The sequence below is a fragment of the Photobacterium satsumensis genome, assembly GCF_050336935.1.
Lineage (GTDB): Bacteria > Pseudomonadota > Gammaproteobacteria > Enterobacterales > Vibrionaceae > Photobacterium > Photobacterium satsumensis.
Map to the genome: position 1 here is coordinate 62,088 of NZ_JAKJSK010000009.1, position 12,806 is coordinate 74,893.

At 51.5% G+C, this 12,806-nt stretch carries 9 protein-coding genes; 8 read left to right on the plus strand and 1 reads right to left on the minus strand.

What is annotated here, in order from left to right:
- The first annotated feature begins 31 nt into the window (after positions 1 to 31).
- The 6 genes from L4D79_RS18830 to L4D79_RS18855 are packed head-to-tail and all read left to right on the plus strand — an operon-like array spanning position 32 to position 7,694.
- A complete protein-coding gene (locus L4D79_RS18830) occupies positions 32 to 1,012 on the plus strand; it encodes a dipeptidase (RefSeq protein WP_428653130.1) in 981 nt (326 codons plus the stop codon).
- A 51-nt stretch (positions 1,013 to 1,063) separates the two neighbouring features.
- Positions 1,064 to 1,627 carry a DUF5943 domain-containing protein gene (locus tag L4D79_RS18835; RefSeq protein ID WP_428653132.1) on the plus strand — a complete coding sequence of 188 codons (564 nt, stop codon included), beginning with the start codon at positions 1,064 to 1,066 and terminating at the stop codon, positions 1,625 to 1,627.
- Between the two features lie 9 nt (positions 1,628 to 1,636).
- Positions 1,637 to 3,697, plus strand: coding sequence for an oxidoreductase (locus L4D79_RS18840; protein ID WP_428653134.1), 2,061 nt, complete (start codon positions 1,637 to 1,639; stop codon positions 3,695 to 3,697).
- 10 nt (positions 3,698 to 3,707) lie between these two features.
- A complete protein-coding gene (locus L4D79_RS18845; protein ID WP_428653136.1) occupies positions 3,708 to 5,630 on the plus strand; it encodes a (Fe-S)-binding protein in 1,923 nt (640 codons plus the stop codon).
- Entirely contained in the window at positions 5,627 to 6,916 is a 1,290-nt protein-coding gene (locus L4D79_RS18850; RefSeq protein ID WP_428653138.1) for an electron transfer flavoprotein subunit alpha/FixB family protein, read from the plus strand. The genes L4D79_RS18845 and L4D79_RS18850 overlap by 4 nt, the downstream gene beginning before the upstream one ends.
- Positions 6,903 to 7,694 (plus strand): electron transfer flavoprotein subunit beta, encoded by a 792-nt coding sequence (locus L4D79_RS18855; RefSeq protein ID WP_428653140.1) that lies wholly within the window; start codon positions 6,903 to 6,905, stop codon positions 7,692 to 7,694. The genes L4D79_RS18850 and L4D79_RS18855 overlap by 14 nt, the downstream gene beginning before the upstream one ends.
- 5 nt (positions 7,695 to 7,699) lie before the next feature.
- On the opposite strand, the gene gbdR is transcribed toward L4D79_RS18855, so the two are convergent.
- Complete coding sequence (gene gbdR / locus L4D79_RS18860; RefSeq protein WP_428653142.1) at positions 7,700 to 8,776, minus strand: choline metabolism transcriptional regulator GbdR; 1,077 nt, start codon at positions 8,774 to 8,776, stop codon at positions 7,700 to 7,702.
- A gap of 821 nt (positions 8,777 to 9,597) precedes the next feature.
- Here gbdR and L4D79_RS18865 point away from each other — a divergent pair.
- Both L4D79_RS18865 and L4D79_RS18870 read left to right on the plus strand, forming a co-directional pair.
- A complete protein-coding gene (locus L4D79_RS18865) occupies positions 9,598 to 11,148 on the plus strand; it encodes a PRD domain-containing protein (RefSeq protein WP_428653145.1) in 1,551 nt (516 codons plus the stop codon).
- Between the two features lie 97 nt (positions 11,149 to 11,245).
- Positions 11,246 to 12,805 (plus strand): PTS transporter subunit EIIC, encoded by a 1,560-nt coding sequence (locus L4D79_RS18870; RefSeq protein ID WP_428653147.1) that lies wholly within the window; start codon positions 11,246 to 11,248, stop codon positions 12,803 to 12,805.
- Position 12,806 lies beyond the last annotated feature (1 nt).

Sequence of the window (12,806 nt, forward strand, 5' to 3'; positions counted from 1 at the left end):
GATGACGGCCTAAAGGGCCGGGAGGGGAATCATGTCTGAAGCTGCGCAACTGCACCAGCAATCTATCATTATTGATGGTCTGATCATCGCAAGATGGGATCGAGCCCTGTTCGAGGATATGGCGAAGGGGGGGCTCACCACCGCTAATTGTACGGTGTCAGTCTGGGAGGGCTTTCAGGCCACCATGGATAATATTGTCGAGTTTAACGGATTTTTCCGTGACCACAGTGATTTGATCCGTCCGGTACGCGGTATTGAGGATATCTACCGGGCCAAGGAGGAGGGAAGGACTGGGATCATTTTGGGCTTCCAGAATGTACATGCTTTTGAAGATCAGCTCGGGTATGTGGAGATATTCAAAAAGCTCGGTGTGGGGATCGCCCAGATGGCGTATAACACCCAGAACCTGGTCGGTACGGGCTGCTATGAGCGGGATGGTGGGCTGTCTGGTTTCGGCCATGAAGTGGTCGTTGAAATGAACCGGGTCGGCATGATGTGCGATCTTTCCCATGTCGGGGAAAAAACGTCGCAGGAGGTGATCCTGGCTTCAGAAAAACCGGTCTGTTACTCCCATTGCCTACCGCTCGGGCTTAAGGAGCATCCGCGCAATAAGTCCGATGATGAGCTCAAATTCATTGCCGATCACGGCGGGTTTATTGGCGTTACCATGTTTGCTCCATTCCTGAAAAACGGCATCAAGTCGACCATCAAGGATTATGTCGAGGCGATCGATTATATCGTCAATATTGCCGGCGAAGACTGTGTCGGGATCGGTACCGATTTCACCCAAGGGCATGATCAGGCCTTCTTTGAATGGTTGACCCACGACAAAGGCTATGCCCGCCGTTTGACCCGTTTTGGCGAGATCATTAACCCCAAAGGGATCCGTACTATCGGTGAGTTCCCCAATCTGACTCAAGCGTTGCTCGAACATGGTTGGCCTGAGCGTCGGGTGCAGAAAGTCATGGGGGAAAACTGGGTCCGGGTCCTGAAAGAGGTCTGGGGAGAGTAGTGGGATTCATAGTGGGTGAGTCAATAGCCGTTTAGCAAAAGGAAGCTGTCGATGACAATACCAACATCACCTGGTTTAAATACGCACAGTCCGGACATTCCGATTGAAGTTGATGATGAGACGGGGATTTGGACCACCAATGGCTTACCGATGCTGTATGTACCCCGCCACTTTTTTATCAATAACCATACGGCGGTGGAGTCGGCACTCGGGGCGGAAAAGTATGCCGAGATCCTATACGACGCCGGTTTCCAGTCGGCCTATTACTGGTGTGAAAAAGAAGCCCAAACCCACGGGCTTGAAGGGGCGGCGGTGTTTGAGCACTACATGAAGCGGCTGTCGCAACGGGGCTGGGGGCAGTTTCATGTTGAAATGCTGGACGTGGCGCAGGGGCGGGCCCGGGTAAGGCTCGAGCATTCTGCCTTTGTCTGCCATTACGGCAAGGTCGACCGTAAAGTTGACTACATGTTTACCGGTTGGTTTGCCGGCGCAATGGATCAGATCACCAAGGCGCTAGGACTGCCAATCAGTACGGTGGCTGTTCAGCGGCAGAGCGAGGCCCAGACTGGTTGTGATTACGGTCTGTTTGAAGTAATGCCGCAGGAAAGGGAATAAGGAGCAGGTATGTCTCAGTTTGATGCCATTTTTCAACCCTTGGCTATCAACCAGTTGATGATCCGTAACCGGGTTGTCAGTACCGCCCATGCCGAGGTTTATGCGACGGATAACGGCATGCCGACCGAGCGCTATATCCGCTATTACGAGGAAAAAGCCAAAGGCGGGATCGGGCTGTGCATCTGTGGAGGATCGAGTCCGGTTTCTATTGATAGCCCGCAGGGGTGGTGGAAATCGGTCAACCTCAGTATCGACGATGTTATTCCTCATTTGCAAAATCTGGCTGATGCCGTTCACCGGCACGGCGGACATATCATGATTCAAATCACCCATATGGGACGCCGTTCGCGCTGGGACGGGGGCGACTGGCCGCATCTGCTCAGCCCGAGCGGGGTGCGTGAGCCGGTACACCGTGCCACCTGTAAAACCATTGAACCGGAAGAGATTGATAGGATTATCCTCGATTTTGCTGAGGCGGCGCGACGGGTCAAACAAGGCGGCTTGGATGGTATCGAGTTATCTGCGGTACACCAGCACCTGATTGACCAGTTCTGGAGTCCACGAGTCAACAAGCGTGATGATGAATGGGGCGGCAGCTTTGAAAACCGGATGCGGTTTGGCCTTAAGGTACTGGAAGCCGTGCGGCGCGAAGTTGGGCCCGATTTTGCTGTGGGAATGCGGATCTGCGGCGATGAGTTCCATCCCGATGGCCTGACCCATGAAGACATGAAGAAAATCGCCGCTTACTACGATGCCACTGGGCTGGTGGATTATTTCGGGGTGGTCGGTTCCGGTTGTGATACCCACAATACGCTTGCCAACGTGATCCCCAACATGAGCTATCCACCTGAACCCTTTCTTCATTTGGCGGCAGGCATCAAGCAGGTGGTCAAGGTGCCGGTGATCCATGCCCAGAACATAAAAGATCCGACTCAGGCGCAGCGGGTATTGGAAGGTGGCTATGTCGATTTTGTCGGTATGACTCGGGCCCATATTGCCGATCCGCATTTGATTGCCAAAGTGAAGTTGGGGCAGGTTGACCAGATCCGCCAGTGCGTAGGGGCCAATTATTGTATTGATCGCCAGTATCAGGGGCTGGATGTCCTGTGCCTGCAAAATGCGGCAACGTCCCGGGAAGCGACGATGCCGCACGTTATCAGCAAGACCCGCGGCCCCGTACGCAAGGTGGTTGTGGTCGGTGGCGGGCCGGCGGGGATGGAAGCTGCTCGGGTGTGTGCCGAGCGGGGCCATCAGGTGACTTTGCTAGAAAAAAGCGCCCAGCTCGGCGGGCAGATCAACCTTGCGGCTAGAGCGCCGCAGCGGGAGCAGATTGCCGGGATCACCCGTTGGTTTGCCCTGGAACTGGCAAGGCTTGGTGTCACGCTGGAAATGCATTGCGAGGCCGATGAGAAACGTATTCTGGCCCAACAGCCTGATGTGGTGATCTTGGCGGTAGGCGGCCAGCCATTTGTCGACCAGTGTCCGGGCTGGGGGGCAAAAGATGGCTTGGTGGTCAGTAGCTGGGATATTCTCAGCGGCGAGGTTGAACCGGGTAAAAATGTCTTGGTCTATGACACCATTTGCGAGTTCCCCGGCATGTCGGTGGCAGACTACTTGGCGGCGAAAGGCGCCTTGGTTGAGCTAGTTACCGATGATGTGAAACCCGGGGCCGCGGTGGGCGGCACTACGTTTCCGACCTATTACCGTAGCCTTTATCAGCGTGAAGTGATCATGACACCGGATATGCGCTTGGATCAGGTTTATCGCGAAGGGGATAACGTGATTGCCGTGCTGGAAAATGAATACACCCAGCAACGGGAGGAGCGGGTGCTGGATCAGGTAGTGATAGAAAATGGCATCCGCCCCGCCGAGTCACTGTATTACCAATTAAAACCGAATTCGCTTAATAAAGGGCAGGTTGATCTCGAAGCGCTGTATGCCGCCCGGCCGCAGCCGGGTCTGGCCCGTCATGGCGAAGGTTATTTGCTATACCGAATTGGAGATTGTGCTTCGCAGCGCAATATCCATGCTGCAATTTATGATGCCTTACGTTTGTGTAAGGACTTCTAGGGGATAGGCGATGCTGACATCTTTGGTTGCGGTGCTGTTATTATTAGGGTTGCTGCTGGCTCTTGCAGGTGCTGTTCGCAGAGTAAGGATGTGGCGTCGGGGGCGCCCTTCCAAGGTCAATATCTGGGCCGGGCTTGCCAGTGTGCCACGGCGTTATCTCGTCGACCTTCACAATGTGGTGGCCCGTGACAAGTCTATCGCTCACACCCATGTCGCGACTGCCGGTGGCTTTGTTGCCGCCATGGTAATACTGATCCTCATTTACCTGTTTGGTCTCAATCAGGGAGCCATGCATTTTCTGGCGTTTGCCGCCTGCACTGTCATGTTGGCTGGGTCGGTCTTTGTGGCGCGGCGCAGACACAAGCTGCCCGCCCATTTATCCGCAGGACCGTGGATGCGTCTGCCAAAAAGCCTGATGGTGTTTTCTGGCACGTTTTTGCTGCTGAGTCTGCTGGGTTTGTTCGGCATTCACTCGCTTCCCTGGCTGTTGTTGGTGCCGGTTGCGGTTGCGGTGATGGCGGGATTAGGCGAGATGCTGTTTGGGCTAACCTGGGGTGGACCGATGAAACATGCCTTTGCTGGCGCACTGCACCTTGCCTTTCATTCACGTCCAGAGCGGTTTGGTGGCGGCCGATCAACAGGGCTAAAGTCCATCGACCTGACCGAGCCTCGGTTGGGGGCGGCAAAGCCGACAGATTTTCGTTGGAACCAGTTGTTGGGGTTTGACGCCTGTGTGCAGTGTGGCCGGTGCGAAAAAGTGTGCCCTGCTTTTGCCGCCGGGCAACCGCTCAACCCGAAAAAGCTAATCCAGGATATGGTGACCGGTATGGCAGGTGGCACTTCAGCCAACTACCATGGCAGCCCCCATCCGGGCCAAGGGCAGCATGCTGGTTGCGGCGGGCCAGACAAGCCGTTGTTAGAAGGACTGTTGGAGCCGGAGACTGTCTGGTCTTGTACCACTTGCCGGGCGTGTGTGGAAGAGTGCCCGATGATGATTGAGCATGTGGATGCGATTGTCGACCTACGACGGCATCTGACCCTGGAGCAGGGTATGACACCGGGTAAAGGGCCCGATGTACTTAATAACCTGATCGCGACGGATAACCCCAATGGTCGCCCGCCGCAACAACGCCATAACTGGGCTGTCGATCTGCAAATTCCGCTTCTGGCCGAGGTAAAACAAACCGATGTGCTGCTCTGGGCTGGGGATGGTGCGTTTGAATTGCGTAACCAACGAACGCTGCGCGCCTTGGTGGCCTTGCTGAAAAGGGCGAAGCTTGATGTTGCCATGCTGGGCAATGAAGAGCTCGACTGTGGTGATTTGGCGCGCCGGCTTGGTGATGAGGCGACATTCCAGCGCCTTGCCAAAGCCAATGTGCATGTGATGGGCAAATATCGCTTTCGGCGCATAGTGACTGCCGACCCGCATGCCTTTCATCTGCTGAAAAACGAATATCCCGAATTTGGTGGTCACTATGAGGTTTGGCATCACACTCAACTACTGGCTGATCTAGTGTCTCAGGGAGAGCTGGTACTGGCACCGGTACAGGGGCTATCGGTGACCTACCACGACCCCTGCTATCTGGGGCGCTATAACGGCGGCTATGATGCCCCGCGATTGCTGTTAAATGCCATGGGTGTCGATGTGAGGGAGATGGCACGATCGGGGTTCCGCTCCCGCTGTTGCGGCGGTGGCGGTGGGGCGCCGGTAACGGATATCCCCGGAAAGCTGCGCATTCCCGATTTGCGGATGGGTGATGTGAAGGAGACAGGGGCTGAAATCGTTGTGGTGGCTTGCCCACAGTGTAGCCTGATGCTCGAAGGCGTTGTGCTCCCCCGTCCTGAAGTACAAGATATTGCCGAGCTATTGTTGCAGGCATTACCTGTTGAGGCTCAGTTGCCGCAAGCCGGAGTGGTGGAGGAGTCACCATGAGCCACTTGCCAAGGCGTAGTCCTCGTCGCGAGCACATATTACGTAACCGGCTTCATCCTTTGCACCAGGCTCTGTTATCAGGGGCGAGTACTGCGCCGAAAGGTGGCTCTGTCGTAGAGCGTAAGAGCCCCCATCAACGTGGCTTTATCGGCCCCAACGGGCTGCGGCGTATCGATCGCCTAGCGGAAGCCTCCCCTGATGCCCATGGAGCCGATGAAGCATCTGCCAGCCGTCTCCATTCAGTCAACCATCTGCATTCAGTCAACCGTTTGCCACTCCATCAAGTTGATGAGCCTGCATTTTATGTTGCCGTGATCCCTGAGATGAGCGGTGGCAAGTTAACCGCTGGCGATAAAGATATGCTGGGACTGGCGCAGCAACTGGCCAACGGTGGGATCGGACAACAGCCTGAAGCCGAGAGGGAGGGCATGAATGGGGACGGCGCAGTATTAGCCATCCTCTTTACGGCGAGTAACGGTGACAGCTTGGCCGAGGCTGGGGTTGATCGATGGCTGGATCTCTCCTCCGTCGCCGGAGAGGGTTACCAACCGGAGTGGCAACTGGCTTTGTTGCAACAGGCTGAGCAGCAGTTTGCACCTCGCTATTGGTTGTTTGGTGATATGACCTTAAGCAGTGCCGATCTTGGTCGGCGTCTCGCTGCCTGTCTTGATGTTCGGGCAGCGACCGGCGTCGTGGAAATAGACAATCTCTGGGTGTGGTGCCGATCAGGCCATAGCGGCAAGGAGTACCGTCGTCCGCATGAGAGTATCTTGCTGGTGGCCGAGCAGATCGCCGAGCCGGTTTCTGCCTACCGTTGTCAGGCAAGATCGGTCTCATTGGATGCCTTGCCTGAAGTACATGCGCGGATTGATGATATGGGGCTCATTGCCGTCGATCCTGGCGTGATCTCCTTGCCCGAGGCGGAGTTTGTGTTTGCCGGTGGTAATGGGGTGATGGACTGGGCACTTTTCCATCAGGCGGCAGCGGCGCTGGGGGCAACCGAAGGGGCCAGCCGAGTCGCGGTTGATGATGGCAATATGCCACGGGCGGCACAGGTGGGGGCGTCGGGAACTTGGGTTTCGGCTCGGGTGTACGTCGCGGTAGGGATCTCGGGGGCAATTCAGCATATGCAGGGGATGGAGCATTGCGACACAGTGATAGCCATAAACCTCGATCCGGGATGTGCCATGGTCGGCCGAGCTGATTTGAGCGTGATTGGTAACAGTACGGAGATCATGCAGGCTTTGGTCAAAGAAGCGGGTGAGAGGTGGGATGATGCTGGGTGAGCCGCTGCAAATTATGGTACTGGTATCGGTGGGGATACATCCGGTATCCGGACGGCCTTGTCGTGCAACACTAGATGCACAGGCTTTAGAGCTGGCACTGCAACAACAGGGGGCGATGCTGGAGGTTGTCCATGCTGGCAGCCGCGCTAACCCGGTACTGCGTGATTATTTGGGCATGGGGATCGGCCAGATAACGGTACTTAATCTGCCTGAAACCGCCGAGCGGATATCGATGCTCGCTCAATATGTCAATCAAGCTGAGCCTGATTTGGTATTGTGCGGTGAGCAGGCTGAGTCGGGAGAAGCATCAGGTCTGTTGCCTTATCAGTTGGCCGATCTGCTTGGATGGGCACTGGTACCGCACATTGCAGGCCTAAGCTCTCTGGGTGAAGGACAACTTGAGTTACTTCAAGCGCTGCCGCACGGTCAGCGTCGCAAGTTATTAGTCAGGCAACCGGTAGTCGTCACGATCAATGGCGCCGCACCAGCCGCTCGGCAAAGTGCCTTTGCCAAGGCCCGTGATGGCGTTATCCGCGCCGTTGAGCCAAGTCTGGCACAGGTGGAAGATGATGAACCCAAGCAGTGGCAGTTGCAGCCGGAAAAGCACCGTCCCAAGCGGCTTAAGGTCATAACCGCAACCACCGCTATAGAGCGAATGAAAGCGGCCACGACAGTGACGCAAGGCCAAACCGGGCGGGTGTTGCAAGAAGAATCGCCCCTGCAGGCTGCCAAGGCAATTTTAGAATTGTTGCGCCGAGAAGGGGTGCTCAAGCGCTAATGGGCTCAGTAAGCTTCCTGTGGGATAGCGTTTGGGTCGTCATAGCCTGTGTTGAGCCCTGCTTCACTATCCACCCCGGATACTTCGGTGGTATTACCTTTCGCAGTAAGTTTCGGCTCCGCAACCCCTATCCGTTCATTTCGAGGAGGGATCCCAAAACAGTCCCGGTAACACTTACTGAAGTGAGGGGTTGAAACAAACCCGCAGGCGACCGAGATTTCAATTACCGACATATTGGTTTGCTTGAGTAACTGCCTTGCTTTGCTGAGGCGCAACTGGAGGTAGTAACGTGAAGGCGAGCACTGCAGGTGTTTCTGGAACAGCCGTTCGAGCTGTCGCCGCGACAGGGCAACAAAACCCGCCAATTCATCCATACCGATCGGATCCTCTAGATTGGCTTCCATCAGAGAGACGATCTCAAGCAACTTTGGCTGTGAGGCACCGACCAGACTGCGTAGTGGGATTTTCTGGACATCTTCGCCATTGCGGATCCGCTCACACATAAACATTTCTGAAATGGCCGCACTGAGTTTGTTGCCATGGTGATTGGCGACCAATGTAAGCATCATGTCCATGGGGGCGGTCCCCCCGGTACTGGTCATTCGTTTTTCGCTGAGCGTAAATAATTTATTGGTGGTTTTTATCGAGGGAAATAGCTCCTGGAATCCAGCCAGATGTTCCCAATGGATAGCACAAGACTGATTCACCATCACTCCCGCCTTGGCTAGCACATAACTGCCAGTACAGATCCCTCCAAGGGTTTTCTGCTGCCGATCAAGTTGGCGAAGCCAGCTGATCAGCCGTGGGGTACAGTTGCGCTCAACTTGGACGCCGCCACAGATGATCAGGGCATTAAATGCGAGTCGGGATGGTATCTGGTCATCGACCCCCACTTCCAGCGCATCACTGGCGGCAACCGGCTTACCGTCTTCGCTGAGAGTGAACCATTGGTACAGTGTTTTCCCAGACAGCTGATTGGCCATGCGCAGCACTTCAATAGCTGATGCCATCGCAATCATCGTGAAATTGTGAGTGAGATAAAAACCTATGCGCATGGGCTGTTGTGTTGTGGTGGAGGTCATTGCAGTTCTCCTTATATGCCGCATGGTCGTGATGGGTATCGTGTTTCCGGATTAACCATTAGCACATGAGTTTGGTGCCAATAACCGCAAAATCCTTACAGTACACAGCGTTTAAAATGGCTGAAAAAAACAGCCTCTCTTTCTGTGTAATTCAGGTTTAATAAAAAGTAAATCTTTCGCTCTATAGATTCATCAATCCAAGCCAATAGCGTCGATTAACAGCGTGCAATGCCCGTTTATCAGCGAAAAAATCACTTTTTGCCTCTGTGCTTTAATTGGCAAAAGGTTAGAGCTCTAAACAAATAAACCGATAGCTGGAATGCAAAAATCATCGGTAACAAATGATGGATGTCATCGCGATACCTAGACCGTCGCCGCAATGAGACATTTGGGGTGGTTGATTGTGACTATGGTTAATTAATCTATATAAGGTGCTGTTAGTTAAGAGGTTGAGGCCCTTGCTGTGTCTTGACATTAAACGGGTCCTGAGTTTTCCACGTTAGTAATAGAGAGGGAGTATGAAAAAGGTCCTATGGCTCTATGTTAAAGCGTGTATATGGATGTTTGCTTTGGGTTTTACTATAAATTTAATTTATTTGATTTTGTTTTGATGCTGTTATCGTATTAATTATTATATATCAGTGGGTTAAATATGAACTTTTAGTGGTTTATCTGTGAACTTAGTTATAACAGGTTTTATGTTGTTGAAACTTTATAGTAAATATTAATTGTGAGTACTGTCACTGATTTTTTGTTGAATACCACCATGGAGTTGAAATGTATATATAATGCTGTCGCCGAATAATCATTAAAGAATAGCAATGAATAGCTTTGATTTAGCCCTTGCCAAATATATACAGGAGTATGCACCTGTTCCTCTAAAAACGGTTGAGAGTTATTTTAAAAAAACCAAATCGACCATCGTAAGAAGTGTTAATAAAATTAATGACTTGATTGAGGTAAATGATTTTATTCGCTTCGATAAACAAAATATTACCACAAACTTTTCATATTCGGGTTATACGCAATTACTCAATCAATTATCATTAAACCAGTATCATACTAATACCGATGAACGAATAAAGGCATTGCTAGTTGAGATGGCTTTAACGGACACGGTTAATAAAAAGCAGTTTTATACTTTGTTTAATGTCAGTGATACCACACTCAAAAATGATCGGAAATATATTCTTTCAACCTTGGACAGCTTGGGGCTAGCGAATGAAACCGTCGTGAAGAAAGGCACGAGGTTGACAGGGGAAGAAGCACAGATCCGTATCCATACAGCAAAAACAGTACTCAATACGTTGGAGCTGGACAAGGATAACTTGCTTATTGAGCATCTCTCGAATACGCCGGTTAACAGGGTGATAGCCAAACATTTTTTGTCAAGCTGCCATAAGTATCTACGTGCTTCGGTGACCATGTACGATCAGCTTGAGCAGCAATACCGAGTTCGGCTTTCCTATAATTCGAAGAAGTTCCTTATCATTTACTTTGCACTGACGTTATTGAGAGTGACTCGAGGGAGTCGGTTATCGCCGCTGGATATTGACGACTGGTTATCGAATCAATATTTCATCATCTTTGACAACCGTGAAGAAAACCTACTGGCCAGCCGTATTATTGCGTCTCTTACTTTTTATGCTGGGAAATACAATTGTTATGATCCTCGGCTTACGCCAAGAATTGAGTACTTTTCCCAAAATATATGTAATAACATCCAAACCCATATCCATAACAGGAATGACTTTTTTGCCGATCTTTATAGTGTCATAAAGAGTTGCTTGACTCAGGCAAAGCTGAGAATTTCTTTTCCGGATAAGAAGTTATTAAAAGTCGAGCAAAACCATCATTTTGTCTACCAGCTGGTGAAGAAATACATCTCGGATGTCGAGGGATGTGTTGGCCTTGAATTGAATGAAAACCATCTTGCAACCATTACCATGGTAATAAAGAAATATGTTGTCCAAAACAAGTCTATCGATCGTGAAAGGGCAAGAATTTATCTCGTCAGCAATTCGTCATATAACAAGCTTGGCTATTTTATTGAAAAACTTAAAACCCACTTCCATGTCGATATTAAAGGGATCGTCAACAGTAATGAAACTATTCATATACCTGAAAACCAATACGATGTATTGATCACCTTTACCAATAAAATCTCCCGTTATTTATCGTTTCATGGCAAGACATCGGTCAAAGTGGATTTTCAGCTTGGAGAAAGCGATCTCAGGGCGCTTAAGCAGCTCGGCCTATCGCGCTCGGCCAGGAAGATCCCGGCGGACCGTTTTGTTGAGCAGATCCAGCAGCTGTCTCCGGATGAATTACGACATTTATTAAAAAACCAGTTCAAAGAACATTTTATTTAAGGGCACTTTGTGCGTCAGATTTAGCTGATTTTCTTACCTTGATAGCCCTTAGCAAAATTTTATGATGAGGGTAACTTAATCCAATAGGTACCCGACAATGAGTTCCAACTTCAAAAATGAAGTCCAAACGTTTGGTCGTTCCTTGCTTCTCCCCATCGCGGTGTTAGCCCCGGTAGGTATGATCATGGGCGTATCGAGTGCGCTTGGGCAAGCATACATGGTGGAAAAACTCCCGCTCCTAGGGAATGATTTTTTTACTGCACTGTTTCAATCCCTCCGTGATATTGCCAGCGTCGTCTTTTCTAATATTCCTTTGCTGTTCGCAATGGGGGTGGCATATGGCATGTCGAAAAAAGAAAAAGGCATTGCCGTCTTTGCTTCTGTTATTGCCTACCTGACCCTGCTGATTTCGATGAAAGTCAGCTTGCAACTCACCGGTACCCTGACGACCGATAACCCCGGCTTGGTGGGGCAAGGGCTCGTGTTGGGGGTCCACACCCTCAAGATTGAAGCACTCGGCGGTATCATTGCCGGCTTGGTGGCAGCCCTGACCACCGACAGGTTTTACCGACTGGAGCTGCCGCTCGCGTTTGCTTTTTTCAGCGGTAAGAAGTCAGTCGCGATTATTTCGATTGCGATTATTGTGCCAATCGGCTTGCTGATCCCCTTCTTCTGGAACATGTTTACTTCGGCCATGATCGGCCTATCGAGCGTCTTCATGGCTGAAGGGTTTGGTCCTGGGATATTCTGGACCCTCAATCGCTTGCTGATACCGTTTAGCCTTCACCATGTCTTCAGTTCGGCAATCCGCTTTACCGAAGCGGGCGGGATCTATGTCATTGATGGCATCACCTACACCGGTATTTTGCCAACGATGAACCAGATCCTGTTCGAGCTGGGCCCTAACCATCCGGCATGGGAAGAGTATATGCCGACTATCTCGGCCTACTTGGCACCGGGACAAATGCTAACGACCCTGTTCCGTATTCCGGCTATTGGCTTGGCGATGTACCACACGGCGTTTGCCAAGAACAAGACTATTGCCAAAGGTCTGATCCTGACCATCGTATTGACGGCGTTCTTGGGTAACGTGACCGAGCCACTGGAGTTCTCATTCCTGTTCATCGCGCCAAAACTGTTCTTTGTCTACGCCCTGCTGTGTGGACTGCTGACGGTGCCGATGTATTACCTAGATATTTCAATGGGCTACATCCGAGGTACGATTTTTGACTTCGGTATCTTTGGCCTGATGTACGAAAACACCCAATGGTTGAACCTCGTCATACTCGGCCTGATCAACTTTGCGGTGTTCTACTTTGTCTTCCGCTACGCCATCGTGAAATTCAATGTGGCGACGCCGGGACGCGAGAAGGATGTTGGTGATAGCACGCTGCTGATCAACAAAGAGTACGGCAAGATCGCGGATATCGTGGTGGAAGCCCTCGGTGGTAAAGGCAATATCAAACGTGTCGAAAACTGTGTTACCCGCCTTCGTATTGACGTTAAAGATCAGAAAATTATAGATGTGAAGAAATTCAAAGACGCTGGCTCTTCAGGGACGTTCATCCCATCCAGTAACCATGTCCATGTTGTATTCGGCCCACATGTCGAGTTTGTACGTAACGCTGTCGATGACAATCTAGCCCAAGGAGCATAAC